This window comes from Pseudotabrizicola sp. 4114 (assembly GCF_031457365.1).
Classification (GTDB): Bacteria; Pseudomonadota; Alphaproteobacteria; order Rhodobacterales; family Rhodobacteraceae; genus Pseudotabrizicola.
This window is the reverse complement of the sequence record NZ_JAVDWP010000002.1, coordinates 376564-399636: the sequence shown is the minus strand read 5'-3', so window position 1 is coordinate 399636 and position 23073 is coordinate 376564. Positions and strand designations below refer to the sequence as shown.

Sequence of the window (23073 nt, the reverse complement as noted above, 5' to 3'; positions counted from 1 at the left end):
CCCGTGTCATGCAAGGGCAGTTCCTGCAGAATTTATCAGCTGTGCGTAATCTGCGTGCCCAGAACCTTCAGGCATTCGCGCATGAAGGCGGCCAGCCCGGTCCAGCCTTTGGCCGAGACCATCGAGCCATCGACATAAGCCTCATGCGGCTTTACGTCGATATAGGTGCCGCCTGCCAAGGTGACCTCGGGCTCACAGGCACCAAGAGCGGCGACCTTTTTGCCGCGCACCACGCCGTCAACGGCGATCAGGATCTGAACACCGTGGCAGATCGTGAAGATCGGTTTCTTGGTCTCGTGGAAGTGCCGGACCATGGCCTGAATGCGTTTGTCGGTGCGGATGTATTCCGGCCCGCGCCCGCCGGCGCAATAGACGGCGTCGTATTCGTCCAGCACCACCTCGGAAAACGTCTTGTTGATTTCGGCAAGGTGGCCGAAGCGTTCGATATAGGTCTGATGACCTTCGAAATCGTGCAGGGATGTCTGGATCATCTCGCCCTTTTTCTTGTCGGGGCAGATGACGTGGACGGTATGGCCAACAGCCTCCATCCCTTGTTGGAAGACAAAGATTTCATATTCTTCGGTAAACTCACCGCAGAGCATGAGGATTTTTTTGCCGGGCATTTTAATCTCCTGTTCGTGGACAGACCGGGGCGCTCTTTTCAGGGCGCCCCGGCAGGATCAGAATGGTGAATCGGGGAAGTAGAACTGATCAGCGTTTTCAGGCGTGATCAGCGGGGCGTCCAGTTTGAAGCTGCCGCGCATCGGGGCCTGACCCGTGAACTGGCCCGCAACCATGTAAATCGCGGTCTTGATCATTGATGGCGGATAGGGGGTCGAGATTGGCGTCATCGGATCATTCGCGATGACCATCTCGATCACGTCTTTCATGCCATTGCCACCGAGAGCGTATTTGATCTCGGTCCGGCCTGACTGTTTGACAGCCTCAAGAACACCCAACAGCATATCGTCGTCATTGGCCCAGACGGCGTCAATCTGCGGATACTTGGCCAGATAGTCCTGCATCAGGGTAAAGGCTTCATCCTGGTTCCAGTTCGCATACTGGATATCCAGAATCTCGATGTTGGTGCCTTTGATAACGTCAGTGAAACCCTGAATACGTTCATCGTCGATGACGGTCGGAATGCCGCGCAGCACAACGACCTTGCCTTCGTTGCCCAGCTTGTCGGCCAGCCATTTTGCGGTGTTGGCACCCACGGCGATGTTGTCGCCCGCGACATACAGATCCTGAATCGACGGATCGGTCAGGCCGCGATCAACGACGGCAATAAAGGTGCCATTTGCCTTCACTTGCTCCACCGGCCCGGTCAGCTCTTCAGAGGTGAAGGGCAGAATGACCAGCGCATCCAGCGTTTGTGCCGCAGCCAGATCTTCCAGCGCCGAAACCTGCGCTGTGGCAGAGGGTGATGTTTTCACGATCACGTCGATATTTGGAAACGCGGCTTCGATCTCCTTTTCCGCCTGCTCGGCATGGTAAACCACGCCGCCGGTCCAGCCATGGGTCGCCGCCGGAATCGACACCGCGATGATCTTTTTGTCCTGCGCGATTGCGGTGGTTGCCATAAGCGCCGCAAGACTGCTTGCCGCAATCAGGCCAAGCGCCCGTCTGTTGATGAACGTCATTGTCGTTTTCCTCCCTTTGAAAGTCTCCGTCCCTCCCGGACGGCTATTTGATGAAGCGGTGGGCCAGCATCGCCAGGATGATGATCACCCCCTGAACCGCCGCGACGAGATACTCGGACACCATATTTGACAGCACCATCAGGTTGGCGATCACCTCAAGGATGAGGGCCCCGGCGACCGTGCCCCAGACCCGCGCCTTGCCGCCGCGCAGAGCGGTGCCGCCGATCACGACTGCGGTGATGACCTGCAGTTCCCACAATTGCCCCGTTGTCGGCGTGGCTGCGCCAAGCCGGGGGATGTAGCAGATCGCGGCAATCGCAACGCAGATGCCCTGAATGACAAAGGCCATCGTGCGGACCCGCGCCACTGACACGCCCGAGAACCGTGCAACCTCGGCGTTGGACCCGGCAGCCATGCAGCGGCGGCCATATTTCGTGCGGTACAGGATGAACGCCCCGATCAGAACCACGATCAGCGTCAGGATGACCGGCAGGGGAACGCCCAGAACATTGCCGAAATAGACCGGGCGGTAAGGTTCGCGCAGGGCGCGGTCGATGGGAATGGATCCGCCATCCGACATCCAGGTGATCAGCGCCCGAAAGATCCCCATCGTGCCCAAGGTTGCAATGAATGGTTCGATCCTGCCGACGGTCACAATCAGACCGTTCAGCAATCCGCACAGCGCCCCGACCACAAGCCCGATCCCCGCACCCAGCCAGATGGCATTTGCCCCCATCGACGGTTCCAGCCGGTTCATCGCCAGAATCATGATGCCGGTGACAAAGGCCATCATGGACCCGACAGACAGATCCAGGCCCCCGGAAGAGATGACAAAGGTGGCCCCCACGGCGATGATCGCCACAAAGGCAGACCGGGTGACCACATTTGCAATATTCGTGCCGCTCAGAAAGCTGGAGTTGAGCATCACGCCCACCAGAATCACGATGGCAAGCGCGATGAACGGCCCCATATCGGCCCAACGAATGCGGCGCGGCACGGCTGTGCCTTCGGTCAGAACTGTTGCAGTCATGCTCTTCCTCCTCCGGCCTGCGCCGATCCGCTGGTGGCGGCATAGACCACGTTCTGTTCGGTGACCTGATCGCCCGAAAGCTCGGCCACGATGCGCCCTGCACGCATCACCAGCACCCGGTCAGACAGGCCGACCAGTTCGGGCAGCTCAGACGAAATCACGATGCAGGCCTTGCCCGCCCGCACCAGAAGATTGATGAATTCGTAGATCTGGTTCTTGTTGCCGATGTCGATGCCGCGCGTGGGCTCGTCGATGATCACCACCGAAGGGTCCGTCAGCATGACCTTGGCCAACAACAGCTTTTGCTGATTGCCGCCCGACAGTTGCCCCGCATCCAGATGCAGGGACCGGACCCGGATGTCATAACTTGCGACGGCTTTTTCCAGGGCGGCGCCTTCTTTCCGGCGATCCAGCGTTGCGCGCTTGTGAACCGTATCGAGTGCCTGAAGCGTCAGATTGGGGGCCAGCGGTTCGTCAAGCAGCAGGCCCTTTCCCTTTCGGTCTTCGGTCAGGTAGACCAGCCCGGCCGCCTGCCATGTGCCAACCGACCGATGGGACATAGCCACGCCATTCAGGCGGGCGTGGCCCTGTGATGGCCGAAGCCCCATCAAACCCTCGAACAGCTCTGTCCGGCCGGCACCGATCATGCCACCTATGCCCAGCACTTCGCCGGGACGGGCTGAAAAGCTGCCCTGCACCGCACCATGATCAACCGACAGATCGGTGACCTGCAACAGCGCGTCACCCGTCGGAGTTGGGCGTTTGGGCGGGTAAAGCATGTCCAGCTTGCGCCCGACCATCTGTTCCGCCATTTCGCGTTGCGTCAGGCCTGACGCGGGCCAAGTGCCGATCATCCGGCCATCGCGCAGCACGGTGATGCGGTCGGCCAATGCCTCAACCTCATCCAGCCGGTGCGAGATATACAGAACAGCCGTACCCTGTTGCCGCAGGCCGCGCACCACGGCCAGAAGTGCGGCAACTTCGTCATTTGCCAGAACCGCGGTCGGCTCATCAAAGACAACAACCTTGCGCGGTTCCAGTAGTGCGCGGGCGATCTGCACCAGCTGCCGCTGTGCCAGCGGCAGGTTGCCGACCCGGTCGCGTGGATGGCACCGCGCGCCGATCGACGACAGGATCTGCGCCGCGCGGTGGTTCATCGCGCGGTCATCGACCATCCAGCCGCGTGTCAGTTCACGGCCCAGAAACAGGTTCTCGGCCACTGTCAGATCACTGGCGAGCAGGATTTCCTGATGCACCAGAACGACACCCGCAGCCTCGGCAGCAACCGCATCGGCAAAGGCGACCGGCTCACCCGCCATTTCCAGATGCCCGGTCGTGGGCAGGACATGACCGGACAGCAGTTTCATCAACGTGGATTTACCGGCACCATTCTCACCAATGATGGCGTGAACCTCGCCCGCCCGGATATCCAGCGCCACATCGGACAGAACAGTGATCGGGCCATAGGCTTTGCCCAACCCCGTGGCGCGCATTGCCGGAACCGGGGTGGCAGGCAGGGTGCTTGCGGCACCCGCTATGGGCAAAGCCTGACCCATCATTCGAAAGCAGACAAAAGGCGGTCGCGCGAGCGCAAAATATGCTCCCGCATTGCGGTCTCGGCGGCACCCGCATCGCCCGCTCGGAACGCAGCGAGCAAGTTTTCATGCTCCTCCAGCGCTTCCTGCGTGACGCGGGTATGGAACATGAGACGAAAGATGTGCAGATGCACATGCTGATTGAACAGTGTGGACTGGATCACGTCATTCCCGGCAACCTTCAGGATTGCGTCGTGAAAATACGCATCCGCCCGTGCAAAGCGCGAGTAACGGCTGGTCCGGTCCACTGGCGGCGCGCCATGGCCCATATCGGCAGCCGCTTCTTCCAGCAGTTTCAGCGCGTCTGGGGTCATGTTCTGGGCGGCAAGCCGCGCGCCTTCCGGCTCCAGCAGGAGGCGGAAGGTGTAGAGGTCATCAAACTGTTTCCGGGTCAGTTGCGGGGCGGCCGAATAGCCGATCAGATGCTCCTTGAGCACAAGACCTTCACGTTCCAGACGCGACAAGGCTTCCCGCACCGGGGTTTGCGATACGTTCAGATCCCGCGCAATGACATCAATGGGAATGCGCGCACGCGGTGCGATCTCCAGCGACATCAGGCGCTCGTAGATATTGTTGTAAACGCCATCCACCACACTGACCGGCCGCACCGAAGCCGCCTTCTCTGCTGTACGACTTGCCGCGATTCCCATCCGTCTCACCTTTGCATCTTCGACTTGACACGTGCCAATGACTGACAAATAGAATATCGAATGTCAAACACAATATCATATACGATCTGATATATGATCGGTATACGTCGTAAGGAGCTGGGCACCGCGTCACAGGACAAGAAGGGCTAGCACGATACCGGCAGCACCGGTCTGTTTGACCTGTGCTGAACAAATGGCGGGGCCTGCGGGCTGTCTGAGGCGAAGGGGAGAAGCAAGTCCATGGATTATTTCGGCACGATCAGGGGGCCGCGTGAGGTTATCTTCGGCTCCGGCCAACGCCGGGCGCTGGGCGCAGTCGCGGGGCGGCTGGGAAAGCGCGCTCTGGTTGTCACAGATGAACGGCTGGCAAAAGATGCGGAATTTCTGTCGCTGATTGCGGAGATACAAGCGGCCGGGCTGGCCGTGCGGGTCGAAAGCGGCACGCTGCCAGATGTGCCGGTAGACTCTGTGAATGCCGCCACTCAGGCTGCCCGCAGCTTTGACCCTGATCTGATCATTGGCATCGGGGGCGGGTCTTGTCTTGATATGGCCAAATGCGTTGCCCTGCTGTTGTCGCATGGCGGCAAGCCACAGGACTATTACGGAGAGCTGAAGGTTCCCGGCCCGATCCTGCCCCTTATCGTGCTGCCAACCACGGCGGGGACCGGATCAGAGGTCACTCCCGTTGCCGTGCTGTCCGACGCCGAACGCAGTCTGAAGGTCGGCATTTCCAGCCCGCATCTCATTCCCACAATTGCCATCTGCGACCCCGATCTGACCCTGACCTGCCCGCCCGGTTTGACGGCCATCGCCGGGGCCGATGCGCTGACACATGCGATCGAGGCATTCACCGCAACCCGTCGGCCCGTGACACATGGGTTGACGCAGGAACGGGTCTTTATCGGCAAGAATGCGATTTCCGATCAGTTCGCCTTGTTGGCAATAACCCTGTTATGGCAGGGGCTTGAAGCTGCCTGCGCCGATGGTGCCAACGTGACGGCGCGGGCGCAGGTGATGATGGGCGCGACATATGCCGGTCTGGCCTTTGGTGTGGCCGGCACTGGCGCGGCCCATGCCGTTCAGTATCCGGTCGGGGCGTTGACCCATACCGCGCATGGGCAAGGCGTGGCCTGCCTGATGCCATGGGTCATGGAATGGAACCGCCCTGTCATTGGCCCCGAACTGACGCAGATGGCCGTCGCCATGGGTCTTGCGTCAGGGGATGAGGTCATTCCCGCCATTGCCGCGCTGTTTGCCCGAATCGGCATACCACCGACTCTGGCCGCGCTTGGCCTGGCGGAGGATCAGATTGATTGGGTGGCCGGACAAGCCTGCGGCATTGAGCGGCTGATTCAGAACAACGCCCGGCCGATCGCGCGGGATGAAATGGTCAGGCTTCTGACCGCCGCCTTTAGCGGCGATCACGGTCTGATCCAGTAACAAGGAAAAACCATGACACTCGACCCACATCCCGCTGCTTCCTATGCCGACCCGTCCCTGCATGCGCATGGCCTTTTCATTGGCGGCGACTGGCATGCCGGTCGCGGCATTCCTGTTGTGAACCCTGCAACCACAGAGCGTCTGGCCGAAGTGGCGGATGCTTCGGTCAGTGATGCCTTGCGCGCGGTTGATGCCGCCGAGGCCTCTGCCGCAGACTGGCGCGCCATGCCCCCTCGTCAGCGGGCCGAGATTCTGCGCCGCTGGTTTGGTCTGATGACTGACCATGCCGAAGAGCTTGCGGTGCTGATATCTTTGGAAAACGGCAAGGCACTGGCAGATGCACGGGGTGAGATTGCTTATGCCGCCGAGTTCTTCCGCTGGTATGCCGAAGAAGCGGTCCGCATCGCTGGCGAATTCCGCCATGCACCGTCAGGCGCAAACCATATCCTTGTGGATCACGACCCCATTGGCATCTCGGTGCTGATCACCCCATGGAACTTTCCTGCCGCCATGGCGACCCGCAAGATCGGCCCCGCGCTGGCCGCAGGCTGTACGGTCATTCTGAAACCTGCGTCTGAAACCCCGTTGACTGCCTATGCCATGGCCCGGCTTGGGGCCGAGGCCGGGGTGCCGGCGGGGGTTGTCAACGTGCTGACCACCAGCCAGCCCGGCCCCGTGGTCAATGCCATGCTGGCCGATCCACGGGTGCGCAAGCTGTCATTCACCGGATCAACCGGCGTTGGCCGGACCCTTCTGGCCGAAGCGGCGAAAACCGTTGTTTCCTGTTCGATGGAGCTGGGGGGCAACGCGCCGTTTCTGGTCTTTGACGATGCCGATCTGGACGCAGCGCTGGATGGCGCAATGATCGCCAAGATGCGCAACGCGGGCGAGGCCTGCACCGCCGCCAACCGCTTTTATGTTCAGGCGGGTATCCACGACGCGTTTGTCGCCGGGCTGACGCAGCGTATGGCGGCGTTGAACGTCGGTCCGGGCACGCAAGCGGGTACGCAGGTCGGGCCGATGATCACGGCAAAGGCCGTGACAAAGATTGACCGGCTCGTCCGTCAGGCCGTCGCGGGCGGGGCGCATGTCACGACCGGTGGCGCCCCGTTGCCCGGACCGGGGTACTACTATCCGCCCACAGTGATCGAGAACGTGCCGGAAGATGCCGAAATGGCCCATGAAGAGATTTTCGGCCCGGTCGCCCCGGTCTACCGTTTCGAGACAGAGGCGCAGGTGATCCGCCTTGCCAATGCCACCGACTACGGGCTTGCTGCCTATGTCTATTCGCGCGACCTTTCGCGTGCATTGCGGGTGGGAAAGGGAATTGAAGCTGGCATGATCGCGATCAACCGCGGCCTGATGTCTGACCCCGCCGCGCCATTCGGTGGCGTCAAACAGAGCGGACTCGGCCGTGAGGGCGGCGTCACCGGGATCATGGAATTCCTGGAGCCGAAGTATTTCGCGGTAAACTTCTAAGGGGGCGCATGGAACAGGATCTGTACCGGAACCGCGATTTCATCGCAGATTTTGATGCGCTGATGGCCGAAACGGCGGCGAGGTCACGCGAACTTGCCGCACGGGTCACGGTGCAGGCAGATGTTGCCTATGGCCCGGAACCCCGTGCGCGGATGGATATTCTGTTTCCACCGAACATGCGCAAAGGGGCTCCGCTGCACATGTTCATCCACGGTGGCTATTGGCGGTCGGGGTCCAAAACCGATCACCACCTTGTCGCAGCCCCGGTACATGCGGTGGGTGGCGTGGCGGTCATTGTAACCTATGATCTGATGCCATCGACCCGGCTGGGGCAGATCGTGGCACAAGTCCGTCGCGCTGCCCGGCATGTAGTGGCCATGGCCCCCGCACTTGGCGCCGATCCCGCGCGCTTTACCGTCAGCGGGCATTCGGCGGGCGCGCATCTTGCCAGCTACCTTGCCGCCTATGGTCCACAAGAGTCGTCCGGGCCCGAGGCTCTGCCCAGGCTTCCGGCTGTCCGCTCTATCCTGATGGTCAGCGGCGTTTATGATCTGTCAGGAATCCCTTCCAGCTTTCTGAAGCATGAAGCAGAAATGACAGCAACCGAAGCCAGCGACTGGTCGCCGCTGACCGCCACCCAGCTACCGGTGCCATCCAGAATCATCACCCGTGGCGCGCTGGAAACCGCGCCGTTTCATGATCAGGCCCGCGCCTTCGCGGCGCTTCATGGTCACAACGGCCAATCCTGCACTTTGCGCGAGGAGCCGGGATTGAACCACCTGAGCATTGTGCTGGCCCTTGCCGATCCTTCCTGCGGTCTTGGCGGTATTCTGTCAGACATGACAGCGGGATAGGGCCCGTCAAGACACCGGCACATAGGTGCCGGGTGCCGTCTCCTTCCCGGATCAAGGCAAAGAAATCGCTGCTGGGCAGGTGATTCAACGCAGGTGAGTCAACAGGCGAAAGGCTGCAGCCTGCTGTCCGGTTGCCACTGGCCGGCACTGATGCCCAAAGATAGAACCGCATGAGGGTTTTTGACGGCAATCATCCATTGGTTGATTGCGTCCAAGATGCTATAAGCCTTAAAGAGGAGCAGTTCTTTATGGTGACGCGCAGTATGAACAATGTGGATTTCTTTATCGGGCGTCGAATGCGGCAGTTTCGCTGGGTTCGTGGCATCAGCCAGGCTGATCTTGCCCAAAGCCTGGGGGTCGGCCCCGAGCAGATAGATGCCTATGAAACGGGTGCTGCACGGGTCGCGGCAGCACAGTTGTTTCAGATCGCGGAAGCCATGGACCTTCCGGTTACCGCATTTTTCGAAGGCATGGACCAATCAGGCGAAGATGAGCGCGCCGACTCGCGAAAGGTGCTGACCCCGCGTGAGTCTCAGATGCTGGCTCATTTCAAACGCATGTCGGACCGGCAGCAGGATACAATGCTGAGTATGGCGCAATCCATGGCGGATCAACGGCACCGGGTGGTGAAACCGATGCGCGCTTCCAATGTCTTTTGGCCGGAAGTGGCAAGAGAGGGCTAGGTGAGTGCAGAGCTGATTGATCTTGGCAGCGAGTCCCGTCAGGCGGATAGTTTTGTCACGTTCCTTGATCAGATCTGCGACCGCTTTGAACTTGATCATGCGGCATATGCGGGGACCAACCCGATTTCGGGTGCTGTCCATGGCTATGTAAACTATCCCGAGCCGTGGAAACGCCATTACGCCGAAAATGGCCTGCACCGGATTGACCCCACGCTGCTGGTCGCCAGCCGGTCGATTGCGCCGGTTGACTGGCAACGGCTGGAACGCACGCCGGGTTTTGACAAGACCTTTCGCGACGCCTGCGATTTCGGCATTACCGACCGTGGGCTGACCATTCCGGTGCGTGGACCTTATGGCGATATCGGCATGCTCAGCGTGACCCGCGATTGCAGCATTGCAGAGTGGAACAAGCTGTCAGCCCATATCCTGCCGGACCTGCAATCGGTGGCGGTGCATGTGCATGACACTGTGATGCGGTCAGATGCGGTGTCACGCGCTCTGCGCTACCCGACCTTGTCCACGCGCGAGCGCGAGATTCTGCAATGGATCGCCGCAGGCAAGTCGCAGCAGGATGTCGGTGACATCCTTGGCATTTCGCACCGCACGGTTGAGGTGCATCTGCGGTCGGGACGCGAAAAGCTGTATGCCCTGACCACGCCTCAGGCAGTGGGCCGCGCCATCATGCTGGGGCTGATCTACCCGCTTTAGGGTCAGATGGCGACGATTTTACGGGATTCCCCTCATAGTCTTGCCCATGCCGCTCAGGTTACCCTGACATGTAGAAAAGACCACACATGTCAGGGAACAACGAAAATGATCATAGTGATTGATGCGCTGAACAAAGATCGTTTTGGCGATCTCCTGGACGAAATGTTTCAGTTGCGCGCACGGGTTTTCGGCGACCGTCTGGGATGGGAAGTCGAGATCATCAACGGGCGGGAGATTGACCAGTTTGACAGGCTGGACCCGGCCTATGTCATTGGTCTGGATGATGAAGGCCATGTCGTCTCGTGCGTCCGTGCGCTTCAGACCACCGGCCCGCATATGCTGTCGGATGTGTTTCAGGTGCTGCTGGATGGCGAGCCGCCGCTGCGCAGCGCGACGTTGTGGGAATCGACCCGCTTTTGCGTTGATACCCAACGGCTGTGCCGCGATGGCAATACGATGAAGGCAGTGTCGCTGGCGACCTGTGAGCTGATGATCGGCTCGCTGGAATATGCCCGCCGCTCGGGGATTTCCGACATCATCACCGTGATCGACCCGGTGGTGAACCGCGTGCTGAAGCGGTCGGATAACGCGCCATATGATTATGTCGGCTCTACCAAACAGATGGGCAAGGTTCCGGCGATGGCAGCACTTCTGGATTGCACCGAAGAACGCATCAACCGCGTCCGCGCTTTTGCCGGGATCGACCACGATGTTTTTGCATCGGATGAATCAGTGCGCGCCTTGCTGGATGCCCGCAACGCCGCCATGGACACGGTGACCGCAGATGAGTCGGAGTGGATGGCCATCCTGTCCGAGATGGACGAACCCGATCTGCCGGTTCTGTCAGAGGACATTCAGGACTATTGCCGCGCCCAGATCGAAAGTGCACTGAACGAGGCTGAACGCGCGGCTGCCCTGCGTCTTGTCGAAGTTCTGGTACGCCAACGCATCCACCCCGCCATGCATCAGCTGGTGTCTTGACCGGAGCCGTTGTGGGACAGGATGATGGGACGCGGCAGCCGGTCTGATTGCCAGAATGTCATGGTGTCCTGACCGGCTGAGTGCCGGTTGGTTTAAGCGATGACCTGCATCAGATGTTGGGGCCAATGTGCTTGACGGCAGGCCATGACTGGCGGGCGTGGCTGTTGCCACGGCACCGCCGTCGTTTTGATCCTGGGTCCGCTGCTCAGGCGAAGTTCAGCCGTCGCGCTGCCAGCCAGCTGGCCAGTGCCATGATGCCTGCGGTGGCAAGGCAAAGGGGAAGGCCGCCGATCTGGTAGCTGAGACCCGAGAGGAGCGTGCCGATCAGTCGGCCCGCAGCGTTTGCCATGTAGTAAAATCCCATGTCACGCGTGATCCGTTCGGCCGATCCAAAGGCCAGGATCAGGTAGGAATGGACCGAGGAGTTTACGGCAAAGACAAAGCCGAACAGAAGCAGCCCGCCGATCAGCACCGCCGTCAGCCAGGGGGCAGGCCCGCCCGCCACCCACGCAGCGGCAGCGAGACCGAAAGGGATCGGCACCAGAAGCCCCGCCCAGAAAATCGCTTTGCGGGTGGTTTCGGCTTCGGGCTGGCCCTTTGCGCCCAACAACCGGGGGGCAAAGGCCTGCACCGCGCCATAGGCGATGATCCAGAGCGCAAGGAAACTGCCGATCAGAAAGAACGCCTCGCGCCGACCCTCGGCAGTACCGTCCGACAGCACCGACTGGAAATAGACTGGAATGCCGACGACAAACCACACATCGCGCGCACCGAACAGGAACATGCGAGCAAGGCTCAGCCGGTTCACCCGCGCATCTTTTGACCGCCAGCCGCCCCACGCTTCGTCTGTTTTCATCCGACCGGGAAGTCCGGCAGGCAGGAACAAGACGACCGCGATCAGGATCACGGCGAGTATCCCGGCCATGCCCCAGACAGCAGCCTTGAACCCTGCGAGTGCCAGAACGACCGCGCCGAGGAAAAAGCCAAGCCCCTTGACCGCGTTTTTTGAGCCGGTAAGCAGTGCGACCCAGCGAAAGAGGCCACCGTCCTCTTTCGGAGCCAGCACCTTTACCGCGGATTTTGAGGACATCTTGGCCAGATCCTTGGCCACGCCCGAGACACCTTGAACCCCCATCACAAAGGCTACCGAGGCTGCGACACCCCAGGACGGATCAAGCTGCGCCAGTGCCACCAACGCCCCGATCTGCAAGGCCAGCCCACCGTATAGCGTGGCCGCCAGTCCAAAACGTGCGGCCAGCCAGCCGGCGGCAAGGTTCGTGACGATCCCCGCCACCTCGTAAAGCAGAAACAGCCATGCCAGCTGCACGGGTGTGAATCCCAGGCTGTTGAAATGCAGCAGCACCAGCATCCTGAGCGCGCCGTCTGACAGCATGAAAGCCCAGTAGGCTGCGGTGACAGCCGCATAGGCGCGCAGCGGGTTGGGCGGCGGGCAGATTTGTTGCGCGGCGATGGTCACAGCGCACCCGCCACCATTCGCGTGATGTCAGCAAGGCGGCAGGAATAGCCCCATTCGTTGTCATACCAGGCGTAGATCTTTACCTGCGTGCCGTTGGTCACCATGGTGGACGGCCCATCGACGATGGCAGAGCGCCGATCATTGATGAAATCGCAGGAAACGAGCGGCCGGGTCTCGAACCCCAGGATGCCCTGCAACGGGCCCTCGGCGGCGGCGGCAAAGAGCGCATTCACCTCTTCGGCTGTGGTCGCCCGCTCTACCTCGAACACGCAATCAGTGAGGGATGCGTTCAGCAGCGGGACGCGCACCGCATGGCCATTCAGCCGGCCTGCAAGTTCCGGGTAGATCAGGGTAATCGCCGTTGCGCTGCCGGTTGTTGTCGGGATCAGGTTCATCAGGGCGGACCGCGCGCGGCGCATGTCCTTGGCCGGGCGATCCACGATGGTCTGGGTGTTGGTGACATCATGGATCGTGGTGATGGACCCGTGGCGGATGCCAAGTGACTCGTGGATCACCTTTACCACCGGGGCGAGGCAGTTGGTGGTACACGATGCGGCGGTGACAAGGTTCTGCGCGCCGTCATAAAGGTGATGGTTCACCCCATAGACAAGGTTAAGCGCGCCGCCATCCTTCACCGGGGCAGAGACGATCACCTTCTGCACCCCGGCGGCAAAGTAAGGCGCGACCTTTGCAGCGGTCTTGAAGACGCCGGTGCAGTCGATCACCAGATCGACGCCCAGTGACGCAAGCGGCAACGCCTCGATGGTTTTCTCATGCGTCAGGCGAATGGTCTGGCCGTTCAGCACCAACGCCCCGGAGTGATGACTGACAGATGTGCGCCAGCGACCGTGGACCGAGTCGAACTCCATCAGCAGCGCATGCTGTTCGGTATCGCCGACAGGATCGTTGATCAGGACGATGTCACCGCACGCACCCGTGTCGATCAGGTCGCGCAGCACCAGTTTTCCGATCCGGCCAAGGCCGTTCAGGGCAATGCGAGGGCTCATGCGGATCAGGCCTTTGCTTGCGCGTCGGTGCCGATGGCATCCACACTGGATTGCAGAGACATCCGGCTGAGTCCCTCGAAGGGCAGTGCGACAAAGGCCGTGATCCGGCGGCGCAGCGCGGCGTAGGTCTGGGCAAAGACCAGCGCCTTTTCAGCATCGGTGCCGGTGGCTTTCACCGGGTCTGGCAGGCCCCAATGGCCGGTGATCGGCTGGCCCGGCCATGGCGGGCATTCCTCTGCCGCCGCCGTGTCGCAGACCGTGAACACGAAATCCATCACGATGGAGCCGGGCTGCTGAAATTCGGAGATATGCTTTGAGCGCAGGCCGGACGTGTCGTGGCCATTGCGTTCAAGGATCTCCAGCGCAAAGGGGTTCAGCTGGGTGTTGGGGCGTGTTCCGGCGGAAAAGGCCTGAAACTTGTCCTTGCCCAGATCGCGCAAAAGCGCTTCGGCAAAGACTGAGCGGGCAGAATTGCCCGAGCAGATGAACAGCACGTCAAAGTCGGTGTCACGATGGGGGGCGGTCATCGGTGCGGTATCCTTTTGAGGAGAGAGCAGGGTGGCAAGGAGATCAGGGCGCGCGCGCCCCACATCGAGGGCGAGATAGCCGATCAATCCCTCTGTCGCGTCGATATCGACCGAGTAGAAAAGCGACCGGCCTCGGCGCGTGACCGTGACAAGGCCCGAGGCGGTCAGGTCAGCCAGATGGTGCGACAAGGTGTTTTGCTTCAGGCCAAGCGCTTCGGCGATCTCGGTCGGGCGCACGCCTTGCGGGGCAAAGCGCATCAGCAGGCGAAAGACGGCCAGCCGGCCGGGGTGGCCGAGGGTGGCAAAAGCATGAGCGGCGCGATTTTGTTCCATAATTCCCGATTAAAGGAATTGTCTTTGTGCGTCCAATGAAGGTTTCATGACGGCTGACATGCTCCGATCTGCGAAATGCGTCCGGGTGATCCGGTGTATCGCGCCAGTCCGGTCAGGCCGCTTTGAAGCGGATATGCGGTTGGCAGGCAACGGGCCCGGCGCAGACCTCTGCATTGACCCGGAACACATCGCGCAACAGGGTTTCGGTCAGCACAGCATCGGGTGTGCCGCAGTCCACCACCGCCCCGGCCTGCAACACCACGATCCGGTCGCAAAACATCGCGGCAAGGTTAAGGTCGTGCAGTGCGATGATGCTCGTCAGGTCTAGGTCACGCACCATGCGCAGGATTTCGATCTGGTGGTGAATGTCCAGATGGTTTGTCGGTTCATCCAGAAACATCACTTTCGGCGACTGTGCCAGGGCGCGGGCGATGTGAACACGCTGCCGCTCGCCACCAGACAGCGTTTGCCATGCCTGCGCGCGGTGCCCGGTCATGTCTACCCGTTCCAGCGCGGCGGAAACGACAGCTTCATCCGCAGCCGTCCAGCCGGCCAGGGCCGAGCGATGCGGGGTGCGTCCCAGCCGGACGACATCGCGCACAGACACGTTGGTGTCGGTCGCGGCGTTCTGCTGGACAAAGGCCACCTGGCGCGCCAGCGTGCGGCGCGGGACGCGGGCAATGTCTTGTCCAAGGATTTCGACCCGGCCGGACAGCGGTTGCTTCAGCCCGGCCAGCAGCCGCAACAACGACGACTTGCCCGATCCGTTGGGTCCGATCAGGCCCAGCGTCTCGCCCGGTGCAACCGTAAGTGACACGTCGGCAACGATGGTCTTGCGGCGCACACCCCAGACCAGATTATGTGCGGATATGCTCATTGTTGCGGCCTTGCGCGGTAAAGAATGATGGCAAAGAACGGGACGCCAACCATTGCCGTGACGACCCCGATGGGAATGGTCTGCTGTTCTGCCACCACGCGTGAGGCGATGTCGGCCAGCACCAGAAATATGGCACCGACCGCCGCGCAGGCGGGCAAAAGACGCAGGTGCATTGGCCCCACGATGTAACGCGCGGCATGTGGCACCACCAGCCCGACAAAGCCGATCGTGCCCACCATGCTGACGATTGTCGCGGTTATCATTGCCGTCACGCCGAACAGGATCAGCCGGATGCGCGCCACCGGCACACCAAGGGCCGCTGCATCCTCGTCGCCAAAGGTAAACGCGTCCAGCGACCGCGACATCAGAAGGCAGATCGCAAGGCCAATAAACACAACCACGACCAGCAACTGAAAATCCGGCCAGCGTACACCGCCAAAGCTGCCCAAAAGCCAGAACATCACATCACGCGCCTGCTGCGCGTTGCCAGAGGTGGTCACGATATACGAGGTCAGCGCGTTGAACAGCTGCGACGCCGCGACGCCCGCAAGGATCGTGTGGTTCGGCCCGCTTGTGGCGCCATTTGACAGCAGCGCGACCATCGCAAAGGCAGCAAATGCCCCGGCAAACGCGCCCATGGAAAGCGAAACACTGCCCGCCCCGATGCCCAGCACGATCACCGCCACCGCCCCGGTCGAGGCCCCGGCGGAGACACCCAGCACAAATGGCTCGGCCAGTGCATTGCGCAACAGCGCCTGCAGGATCGCACCGCAGATTGCCAGCCCGGCCCCGGCCAGTGCTGCGACCAAAGACCGGCTCAGCCGCAGATCCCAGACCACACTTTGCTCGATCGGCGGGATGTCAGCGGCCGTCAGGCCAAGCCCGTTGGTCACGGCCAGAAACACCGTACCGACCCCGATGCTGTAATCGCCAATCGCGGCCGCCAGAGCGACCGCGACGGCAAGAACGATCAGGGCAAGCGCCAGGAAAATGGCAAGCCATCCCGCCCCGGCTTCTTTGTCGTCCGCGATGCTCACTTCAGATCGAAGGTCTTGAGCTGTTCGGCCAGTTTCTCGGCGCCATAGATCGTGTTGATCGAAGGGTTCATGGATGCCCCGCTGATCACGGCAATCCTGCCTGCTTTCACCGCCTCCATCTGGCTGACTGCCGGATCGTTGGTGAGAAAGTCGATCTTGTTCTGCGCCTCGTCCAGACCCCAACGTTTACGGTCAACCTGGGCCGCGACGATGACTGTCGGATTGGCGGCCATGATGCCTTCCCAACCAAGGGCCGGCCACTCTGCCTCGGTCTTCAGGGCGTTGGACCCTCCAAGAAGATCGGCGATATAGGCCGACGGACCGTTGCCGCCGGTCAGATAGGCGTCATCTGCGGGCGACGGGGAAGAGAACCAGAACAGAAAAGTCAGATCCTCGCGCTTGGCAAATTCCGCCCGCAATCTGGCCTCACGCTGTTTGAAGTCTTCTATCAGAGCCTGCCCTCGATCCTGCACGTCAAAGATGCGCGCAAGGTCGTCGATTTCCTGATACATAAGGTCCATGGACCAGAGATCTTCCCGCATGCCGTAAACACTGGTTGCCTTGCTGCCGGCCGCATTCTTGGTGTCTGCCACCGTGGAGCAAGCGCTGGGCGACAGATAGGTCGGAATGCCAAGATTTGCAAAATCCTCGCGTTTGGCCACTTTGCTGTCGGGACCCATCAGCGTCACAATCATCGCCGCGACGAAATCGGGTTGCTTGGACAGAACCGCTTCCAGCGTCGGAAACTCCACCGTCAGAACGTCGACCTTGTCATAGGCGGCCTCAAGCTCTGGCAGCACCCGGTTCGGCCAGAATGCGGTGCCCGCCATCCGGTCTTCCAGCCCCAGCAGGAACAGGATCTCGGCGCTGTTGTGGCCAAGGGCGACGGTGCGTTCGGGGGCTTTGTCAAAGGTGACCTGCTGCCCGCAATTCTCGATGGTCAGGGGATAGGTGGTCGGCTCTGCCAGCGCGGCAGAGGCAAAAACGACGGCGGCAAGGCCACTGAGCGCCACAAGGCTTTTGGTCCGCATGGGTCTTTCCAATTCTGACAAAAACAGTTTGATTGCCGTAGACCGGAGATGGGTGAACATCAAGAGTGTTTTTATCGGGAATCGCGGTGCCAGTAAGCGGGCAGCGACGGAACCGGAACAATCGGCCCGCTACCGGGTTGTGCCACCGTAAACCGGAAGCGGAGGGGCACGGAAACCATGGCACCGCGCGCAAACTGGAAGGGCACGCTGAAAGTTGCCGAGGTGACTTGCCCGGTCGCGCTTTATACGGCGGCCTCAACCTCGGACCGGCTGGCCTTTCACACCATCAACCGGGCCACCGGCAACCGGGTAAGGCGCGAGTTTGTCGATGCGGAAACAGGCAAGCCGGTCGCGCGGGAAGATCAGGTCAAGGGATACGAGGTTTCGGATGGCGGACATATTCTGCTTGATCCGGAAGATATTGCCGCGACCGTGCCAGAGAGCGACAAGGTGCTGGCCATTGATGCCTTTCTGCTCTGCGGCGAGATAGACAATGTCTATTTCGACAAGCCGTATTATCTGGCCCCGACAGATCGGTCCGGGCAAGAGGCCTTTGGTCTGATCCGGGATGGTATGTCTGCAAAGAATGTGGCTGCCATCGCGCGCACCGTGCTGTTCCGGCGTATGCGGACAGTTCTGATCCGCCCTCATGGGCCGGGGCTGGTCGCAACGACGCTGAATTTCGACTATGAGGTCCGGTCTGCAGAGGCGGCGTTCAAGGATATTCCCACGCCAAAAATCGCGACCGAGATGCTGGATCTGGCCCGGCACATCATTGACACCAAGATGGGTAAATTTGATCCCGCTGCGTTTGATGACCGCTATGAGACAGCATTGGAAGACCTGGTCCGGGCCAAGACCGAAGGGCGCAAGATCAGGCCACGCCCAGCCGAAAAGCGCGAAAAGGTCGTCGATCTGATGGAGGCGCTGCGCGCAAGCGCGACGCTGGGCGCGCAAGACAAACCTGCCCGAAAATCCCGTGCAGAACCTGCGCCAAAGCGCAAGGCAGGGTGAAATCATGGCGCTGGAAAAGTATCGGCAGAAGCGCGATTTTACCGCGACATCGGAACCGAAGGGCCGCACGCGCAGCAAGCGGGGCCGCAGCTTTGTCATCCAGAAACATGATGCCCGCCGTCTGCACTACGATCTGCGGCTGGAGATGGACGGCGTGTTGCGCAGCTGGGCGGTGACGCGCGGCCCCAGCCTTGTCGCCGGTGACAAGCGGCTGGCCGTGCATGTCGAGGATCATCCTCTGGATTATGGCGACTTTGAGGGCACCATTCCAAAAGGCGAATATGGCGGCGGCACAGTACTGCTGTGGGATCGGGGTACATGGTCGCCGATCGGGGATGCTGCAAAGGGCTATGTCAAGGGTCATCTGGAATTCGAGCTGGCAGGCGAAAAACTGCAGGGGCGTTGGCATCTTATCCGCATGCAGGGCAAGCCGCGTGACAAGCGCGAGAACTGGCTGCTGATCAAGGCGTCTGATGATGCCGCCCGGCCCGACGATGCGCCGGATATTCTGACAGAGCTGCCGCTGTCAGTGAAAACCGGACGCGACATTCCCGAAATCGCCGGAGAGGCACAGGGTTTGCCATCGAAACCGGTGCCGAAGAAACGCGCGAAACCCGTGCCGGAGGAAGAAACCGAAACCGCCCCGCCTGACCCGGCAAAGGTCAAAGGCGCAAAGCGGGAAAGCCTGCCGGATTTCATCCCGCCGATGCTGGCGACACTCGCGCGCGCCGCGCCAACCGGTGACCGGTGGCTGCATGAGATCAAGTTTGATGGCTACCGGCTTCAGGCGCGGATCGACGCGGGACAGGTAAAGCTGCTGACCCGCAGCGGATTGGACTGGACCGACCGCTTTGGTCAGGATGTGCCTGCTGCTCTGCGGGACTTGCCGGTTAAAGCGGCGGTGATCGACGGGGAGGTGGTGGTCGAAGGCGGCAATGGCGCCTCGGATTTCTCGGCCCTGCAGGCTGATCTGAGCGAGGGCCGCGCCGACCGCTTTCTGTTCTACGGCTTCGATCTTCTGCATCTTGATGGCTACGACCTGCGGCCCCTGCCGCTGACCCGACGCAAAGCGATGCTGGAACACATTCTGACCGATGCTGCCGGCCCCTTGCGCTACAGCGCGCATTTCGAGGAAACGGGGGCCACCGTTCTGCGGCATGCCTGTCGGTTGAGCCTTGAAGGGATAATCTCGAAAACGCGGAACAGCCCCTATCGCGAAGGGCGTGGCAAGGCGTGGGTAAAATCCAAATGCTCGGCCCGCCAGGAGTTTGTGATCGGCGGCTATATGCCTTCTACCGCCGCGCGCAATGCCATCGGCTCACTGGTGCTGGGGGTCTATGAGGCTGACAGACTGATCCATGTCGGGCGGGTCGGCACCGGATTTTCGGCGCGCGTGGCGCAGGATCTGTTCCGGCGGCTGGACCGGATTGGCAGCGCACACAGCCCTTTTGCCAAACCGGTGACAGCCGAACAGGCGCGGCAGGTGCGCTATGTGAGCCCGGAGCTGGTCGCCGAGGTCGAGTTCCGCGCCTGGACGGCTGACGGCCACCTGCGCCATGCTGCCTTTCGGGGCTTGCGTGAAGACAAGCCTGCAACCGAAATCCGCCGCGAGGCCGCCCCTGACACGGTGAAGCCTGCAAAGCCGGTGCCGCGCCCCAAGGTGAAGCTGACGCATCCGGACCGGATCTATTGGCCGGAAGCAGGGGTCACCAAAGAGGGGCTTGCCGATTACTACACACAGGTCTGGCGGCGGATCGCCCCTTTTGTGGTCAATCGTCCGCTGGCCTTATTGCGCTGCCCCACGGGGATCACCGGGCAGACGTTCTTTCAGAAACACGCGTGGAAGGGGCTGAACAGCAATATCCGGCTGGTGGATGACCCGAAGGAACCGGGTGATCCGCTGATCAGCATCGACAGTCTGGATGGTCTGATCGGTCTGGTGCAGTCGGCGGCGCTGGAAATTCACCCTTGGGGCATCTCGCTGGAAGACTGGGAGCGCCCGGACATGATCACCCTCGACCTTGATCCCGGCGAAGGCGTGGACTGGCCGCAGATCATTGAGGCGGCCAAAGAGGTGCGCCAGCGTCTGACGGATGCGGGACTGGCCGCTTTCGTCAAGACATCGGGCGGCAAAGGCCTGCATGTCGTGGCCCCGCTGAAACCGCATGCACCATGGCCCGAGGTGAAGGCATTCACCAAAGGCATGGCTGCGGCGATGGCCTCTGATACGCCTGCCCGCTATGTTGCAACGATGGCCAAGGCAAAGCGCAAGGGAAAGATCCTGATCGACTATCTGCGCAACCAGCGCGGGGCGACGGCGGTGGCGGCCTATTCGTCACGGGCGCGTGCCGGGGCGGCGGTATCGACGCCGCTGTCGTGGGATGAATTGGGGCCAGAGATCGGGCCGGCTCATTACACCGTTTCCAACCTGCCCGCCCGGCTGGCCGGACTTTCGGCCGATCCATGGGAGGACTTCCGCGCAGCTGCAGCGCCCCTGAAGCAAAAGAAGCGCTGATCTAGTTGCCCTTTTTCTCGGCTGCGAGGCTGCGTTTCAGCGCATCCATGATGCTGACAACATTGTCTTTCGGCGCGGTATCGGCACTGGCCTTTGCCTTTGGCGCGCGCTTGCGGCCCTTTTTCTTTGCGGCGATCAGATCCAGCAGCCGATTCTGCACCGGGTCTGTGGCCATGTCGGGCGACCACGGCTCTTTACGCTCGTCGATCAGCCGTTTGACCAGCTTCATCACCTGTGTGTTGGGCTTTTCCGTTCCCGCTTTGTCAAAATACTCCGCCGCATCGCGCACTTCATCGCCATAGCGCAGGGTCCAAAGCACGATGCCATTGCCCCGTGGTTCCAGCATGACCGCGCGTTCGCGGCGGTAGAGCACCAGCCGGGCGATGCCGACCGTTCCGGTTTCGGCCATGGCGGCACGGATCACGGCGAAAGCCTCCTCACCCACGCGGTCGGCGGGGGCGAGATAATGGGGCGTGTCATACCAGATCCAGCCGATGCTGTCGGCGGGAACAAACATGTCAATATCAATGGTTCGGGTGCTTTCCAGTGCAACCGAGGCGATTTCATCATCTTCCAGCAGGACATAATCATCCTCGCCCCGCGCATAGCCCTTTACCTCGTCCCCGTCGCGCACGGGTTTGCCGGTGACACTGTCGATATAGCGGCTGATGACCCGGTTGCCGGTGCTGGCGTTCATGGTGTGGAAGCGGACCTTTTCGGCCTCGCTGGTGGCAGGGGCCATGGTGACCGGGCAATTGACCAGCGACAGTTTCAGATAGCCTTTCCAGAACGGGCGGGGGGCCATCTGCGCCTCAACAACTGATGTGCGCGGTGATCCGTATCGGATGGCTGCGGTCGTCGGATTGGAAGGGTTTGGCCATGTCATATCCTCGGGTATCCAGCTGCAAACCCCATCAGGCGCCATTTGTTCCAGCTGCATCTGACTGCGGGGTCAACGCACCTGCCGGAGCAGTTCTGACGGCTGCTGCCAGCGCTGGTCAGTATGGCGTTTAGACGTACGCAGGCTGAAACGGGCCCGGCACGCAGTAGAGAGGGCGTTGGGACGCTGACAAATTCCAATCTGGCGGGGGGTAATATTTGTTCTGGCGACGAGGGAAGGATGACTTTTCGTGTGCCGCCTGTCGCGGCGGCTGTCTGTTCAATCCAATCGCGCCCGCAGCGTGAACTCTACCCCGTCCGGCGCAAACTCCAGCTTGGCCTCGCCGCGGAATTCATGACTCAAGGATGCTTCGATCAGATCACGCCCGAAGCCGCTGGTCTGGGGCGGGGTGACGGGAGGACCACCCTGTTCGCGCCAGACAAGCTGAAACTGGCCTTCGGTCTGGCTCCAGTCAATGTAAATCCGTCCCGTGGCATTCGACCATGCCCCGTATTTCTGTGCGTTGGTGGCGAGTTCCCCCAAGGCCAGGCTAAGGGCAAAGACCTGCTCTGCCTCCAGTGTCACGGTCGGGCCCTGCATGACAAGCCGCTCGTCCTGCAGGTTTCCGGCCAGGGCGTCGGCAATCAGATCGCGGATTTCCAACGTGCCGCCGGTATCTTCCAGCAGCGCGCGCTGAGCCTGATCCAGTTGCTGCAAACGGGTGATTGCAGCATCCAGCGCGTCTTTTGGCGAAGTGGCGCGTCGGAAAGTTAGGCGCACGATGGCAATGGCCTTGGCATAGGCATTCTTGATCCGGTGCCGCAATTCGCCGTTCAGCAGGCGGATGCGACGTTCGGCCAGCATCTCGCCGGTGGTTTCAATCACGGTATCCATGAAACCACAGATCCGGCCCGTCTCATCCGTGACCGGGCTGTAGCAGAACGTGAACCAGCCCTCGCGCATGCCGTCGCCCCGGTCAACGGTCAGCGGAAAGTTCTTGATAAAGACCGATTCCCCTTCCAGCGCGCTTTGCGCAAAGGGGCCGATCTCGTCCCAGGCTTCGGCCCAGATCCGGTGGAACGGCTGACCCAGACAGAACGGCTTTTGTCCAAGGATCGGAACAAAGGCATCGTTGTAGATCGTGATCATTTCGGGCCCCCAGCACAGACACTTGGGGAACCTGGACCGGAGGATCAGATCAACCGTGATTTTCAGCGCAACGGGCCATTGGTCCCGCGGGCCAAGCGGTGTCCGGCTCCAGTTGAAGGTGCGGACCTGTTCGGCCATTGACCAGTCATGTTCGGTATCCATG

General features: G+C 61.2%; 21 protein-coding genes. 8 read left to right on the top strand and 13 right to left on the bottom strand.

The features are described from left to right. Positions 1-35: 35 nt before the first annotated feature. The 5 genes from J2X53_RS06410 to J2X53_RS06390 are packed head-to-tail and all read right to left on the bottom strand — an operon-like array spanning position 36 to position 4918. Positions 36-623: a DJ-1/PfpI family protein gene (locus tag J2X53_RS06410; protein WP_349036645.1), complete on the bottom strand. Its 588-nt coding sequence runs from the start codon at positions 621-623 to the stop codon at positions 36-38. Positions 624-680: 57 nt separating this feature from the next. Continuing rightward, positions 681-1643 carry a substrate-binding domain-containing protein gene (locus J2X53_RS06405; RefSeq protein WP_349036644.1) on the bottom strand — a complete coding sequence of 321 codons (963 nt, stop codon included), beginning with the start codon at positions 1641-1643 and terminating at the stop codon, positions 681-683. Between the two features lie 43 nt (positions 1644-1686). Continuing rightward, positions 1687-2673, bottom strand: a complete 987-nt coding sequence (locus tag J2X53_RS06400) for an ABC transporter permease (protein WP_349036643.1) — start codon at positions 2671-2673, stop codon at positions 1687-1689. Next, the gene (locus J2X53_RS06395) at positions 2670-4232 is read right to left on the bottom strand and encodes a sugar ABC transporter ATP-binding protein (RefSeq protein WP_349036642.1); all 1563 of its coding nucleotides are present in this window, start codon (positions 4230-4232) and stop codon (positions 2670-2672) included. Before J2X53_RS06395 ends, J2X53_RS06400 begins: the two co-directional genes overlap by 4 nt. Beyond that, positions 4229-4918, bottom strand: a complete 690-nt coding sequence (locus J2X53_RS06390; RefSeq protein WP_349036641.1) for a GntR family transcriptional regulator — start codon at positions 4916-4918, stop codon at positions 4229-4231. The genes J2X53_RS06395 and J2X53_RS06390 overlap by 4 nt, the downstream gene beginning before the upstream one ends. A gap of 240 nt (positions 4919-5158) precedes the next feature. Between J2X53_RS06390 and J2X53_RS06385 the strand changes: the two genes are divergently transcribed. The 6 genes from J2X53_RS06385 to J2X53_RS06360 all read left to right on the top strand — a co-directional run bounded on the left by J2X53_RS06385 (position 5159) and on the right by J2X53_RS06360 (position 11063). Beyond that, on the top strand, positions 5159-6358 hold the full coding sequence (locus J2X53_RS06385; RefSeq protein WP_349036640.1) for an iron-containing alcohol dehydrogenase: 1200 nt from the start codon (positions 5159-5161) through the stop codon (positions 6356-6358). A gap of 12 nt (positions 6359-6370) precedes the next feature. Next, the gene (locus J2X53_RS06380; RefSeq protein ID WP_349036639.1) at positions 6371-7837 is read left to right on the top strand and encodes an NAD-dependent succinate-semialdehyde dehydrogenase; all 1467 of its coding nucleotides are present in this window, start codon (positions 6371-6373) and stop codon (positions 7835-7837) included. A gap of 8 nt (positions 7838-7845) precedes the next feature. After that, entirely contained in the window at positions 7846-8691 is an 846-nt protein-coding gene (locus J2X53_RS06375; RefSeq protein WP_349036638.1) for an alpha/beta hydrolase, read from the top strand. Between the two features lie 170 nt (positions 8692-8861). Further along, on the top strand, positions 8862-9374 hold the full coding sequence (locus J2X53_RS06370; RefSeq protein ID WP_349036637.1) for a helix-turn-helix transcriptional regulator: 513 nt from the start codon (positions 8862-8864) through the stop codon (positions 9372-9374). After that, positions 9375-10082: an autoinducer binding domain-containing protein gene (locus tag J2X53_RS06365; protein ID WP_349036636.1), complete on the top strand. Its 708-nt coding sequence runs from the start codon at positions 9375-9377 to the stop codon at positions 10080-10082. Between the two features lie 105 nt (positions 10083-10187). Further along, entirely contained in the window at positions 10188-11063 is an 876-nt protein-coding gene (locus J2X53_RS06360) for an acyl-homoserine-lactone synthase (RefSeq protein WP_349036635.1), read from the top strand. Positions 11064-11268: 205 nt separating this feature from the next. Here J2X53_RS06360 and arsJ read toward each other — a convergent pair whose 3' ends face one another. The 6 genes from arsJ to J2X53_RS06330 all read right to left on the bottom strand — a co-directional run bounded on the left by arsJ (position 11269) and on the right by J2X53_RS06330 (position 17352). After that, on the bottom strand, positions 11269-12540 hold the full coding sequence (gene arsJ / locus J2X53_RS06355) for an organoarsenical effux MFS transporter ArsJ (RefSeq protein WP_349036634.1): 1272 nt from the start codon (positions 12538-12540) through the stop codon (positions 11269-11271). Continuing rightward, positions 12537-13547 (bottom strand): ArsJ-associated glyceraldehyde-3-phosphate dehydrogenase, encoded by a 1011-nt coding sequence (locus J2X53_RS06350; RefSeq protein ID WP_349036633.1) that lies wholly within the window; start codon positions 13545-13547, stop codon positions 12537-12539. Before J2X53_RS06350 ends, arsJ begins: the two co-directional genes overlap by 4 nt. A 5-nt stretch (positions 13548-13552) precedes the next feature. Further along, positions 13553-14407, bottom strand: coding sequence for a metalloregulator ArsR/SmtB family transcription factor (locus J2X53_RS06345; RefSeq protein WP_349036632.1), 855 nt, complete (start codon positions 14405-14407; stop codon positions 13553-13555). Between the two features lie 112 nt (positions 14408-14519). After that, the gene (locus tag J2X53_RS06340; protein WP_349036631.1) at positions 14520-15284 is read right to left on the bottom strand and encodes an ABC transporter ATP-binding protein; all 765 of its coding nucleotides are present in this window, start codon (positions 15282-15284) and stop codon (positions 14520-14522) included. After that, a complete protein-coding gene (locus J2X53_RS06335) occupies positions 15281-16321 on the bottom strand; it encodes an iron chelate uptake ABC transporter family permease subunit (RefSeq protein WP_349036630.1) in 1041 nt (346 codons plus the stop codon). Before J2X53_RS06335 ends, J2X53_RS06340 begins: the two co-directional genes overlap by 4 nt. Next, a complete protein-coding gene (locus J2X53_RS06330) occupies positions 16318-17352 on the bottom strand; it encodes an ABC transporter substrate-binding protein (RefSeq protein WP_349036629.1) in 1035 nt (344 codons plus the stop codon). Before J2X53_RS06330 ends, J2X53_RS06335 begins: the two co-directional genes overlap by 4 nt. Before the next feature lie 177 nt (positions 17353-17529). On the opposite strand from J2X53_RS06330, the gene J2X53_RS06325 reads away from it, so the two are divergent. Together J2X53_RS06325 and ligD are read left to right on the top strand one after the other, a co-directional pair. Then, positions 17530-18366 (top strand): Ku protein, encoded by an 837-nt coding sequence (locus J2X53_RS06325; RefSeq protein WP_349036628.1) that lies wholly within the window; start codon positions 17530-17532, stop codon positions 18364-18366. 4 nt (positions 18367-18370) lie between these two features. Beyond that, the gene (gene ligD, locus J2X53_RS06320) at positions 18371-20881 is read left to right on the top strand and encodes a DNA ligase D (RefSeq protein ID WP_349036627.1); all 2511 of its coding nucleotides are present in this window, start codon (positions 18371-18373) and stop codon (positions 20879-20881) included. A gap of 1 nt (position 20882) precedes the next feature. Here the strand turns inward: ligD and J2X53_RS06315 are convergent, their stop codons facing one another. Next, positions 20883-21686 (bottom strand): Ku protein, encoded by an 804-nt coding sequence (locus J2X53_RS06315; RefSeq protein WP_349036626.1) that lies wholly within the window; start codon positions 21684-21686, stop codon positions 20883-20885. Between the two features lie 354 nt (positions 21687-22040). Then, entirely contained in the window at positions 22041-23072 is a 1032-nt protein-coding gene (locus J2X53_RS06310) for a sensor histidine kinase (RefSeq protein ID WP_349036625.1), read from the bottom strand. Position 23073: the final 1 nt, after the last annotated feature.

Bases quoted from the DNA above. Each gene is read 5' to 3' on its own strand.
- J2X53_RS06345 (WP_349036632.1), bottom strand. From the start codon at position 14,407: ATGGAACAAAATCGCGCCGCTCATGCTTTTGCCACCCTCGGCCACCCC.
- J2X53_RS06375 (WP_349036638.1), top strand. From the start codon at position 7,846: ATGGAACAGGATCTGTACCGGAACCGCGATTTCATCGCAGATTTTGAT.
- J2X53_RS06350 (WP_349036633.1), bottom strand. From the start codon at position 13,547: ATGAGCCCTCGCATTGCCCTGAACGGCCTTGGCCGGATCGGAAAACTG.
- ligD (WP_349036627.1), top strand. From the start codon at position 18,371: ATGGCGCTGGAAAAGTATCGGCAGAAGCGCGATTTTACCGCGACATCG.
- J2X53_RS06370 (WP_349036637.1), top strand. From the start codon at position 8,862: ATGAGGGTTTTTGACGGCAATCATCCATTGGTTGATTGCGTCCAAGAT.
- J2X53_RS06330 (WP_349036629.1), bottom strand. From the start codon at position 17,352: ATGCGGACCAAAAGCCTTGTGGCGCTCAGTGGCCTTGCCGCCGTCGTT.
- J2X53_RS06310 (WP_349036625.1), bottom strand. From the start codon at position 23,072: ATGGATACCGAACATGACTGGTCAATGGCCGAACAGGTCCGCACCTTC.
- J2X53_RS06390 (WP_349036641.1), bottom strand. From the start codon at position 4,918: ATGGGAATCGCGGCAAGTCGTACAGCAGAGAAGGCGGCTTCGGTGCGG.
- J2X53_RS06315 (WP_349036626.1), bottom strand. From the start codon at position 21,686: ATGGCCCCCCGCCCGTTCTGGAAAGGCTATCTGAAACTGTCGCTGGTC.
- J2X53_RS06360 (WP_349036635.1), top strand. From the start codon at position 10,188: ATGATCATAGTGATTGATGCGCTGAACAAAGATCGTTTTGGCGATCTC.
- J2X53_RS06405 (WP_349036644.1), bottom strand. From the start codon at position 1,643: ATGACGTTCATCAACAGACGGGCGCTTGGCCTGATTGCGGCAAGCAGT.
- J2X53_RS06400 (WP_349036643.1), bottom strand. From the start codon at position 2,673: ATGACTGCAACAGTTCTGACCGAAGGCACAGCCGTGCCGCGCCGCATT.
- J2X53_RS06395 (WP_349036642.1), bottom strand. From the start codon at position 4,232: ATGATGGGTCAGGCTTTGCCCATAGCGGGTGCCGCAAGCACCCTGCCT.
- J2X53_RS06380 (WP_349036639.1), top strand. From the start codon at position 6,371: ATGACACTCGACCCACATCCCGCTGCTTCCTATGCCGACCCGTCCCTG.
- J2X53_RS06410 (WP_349036645.1), bottom strand. From the start codon at position 623: ATGCCCGGCAAAAAAATCCTCATGCTCTGCGGTGAGTTTACCGAAGAA.
- J2X53_RS06385 (WP_349036640.1), top strand. From the start codon at position 5,159: ATGGATTATTTCGGCACGATCAGGGGGCCGCGTGAGGTTATCTTCGGC.
- J2X53_RS06325 (WP_349036628.1), top strand. From the start codon at position 17,530: ATGGCACCGCGCGCAAACTGGAAGGGCACGCTGAAAGTTGCCGAGGTG.
- J2X53_RS06340 (WP_349036631.1), bottom strand. From the start codon at position 15,284: ATGAGCATATCCGCACATAATCTGGTCTGGGGTGTGCGCCGCAAGACC.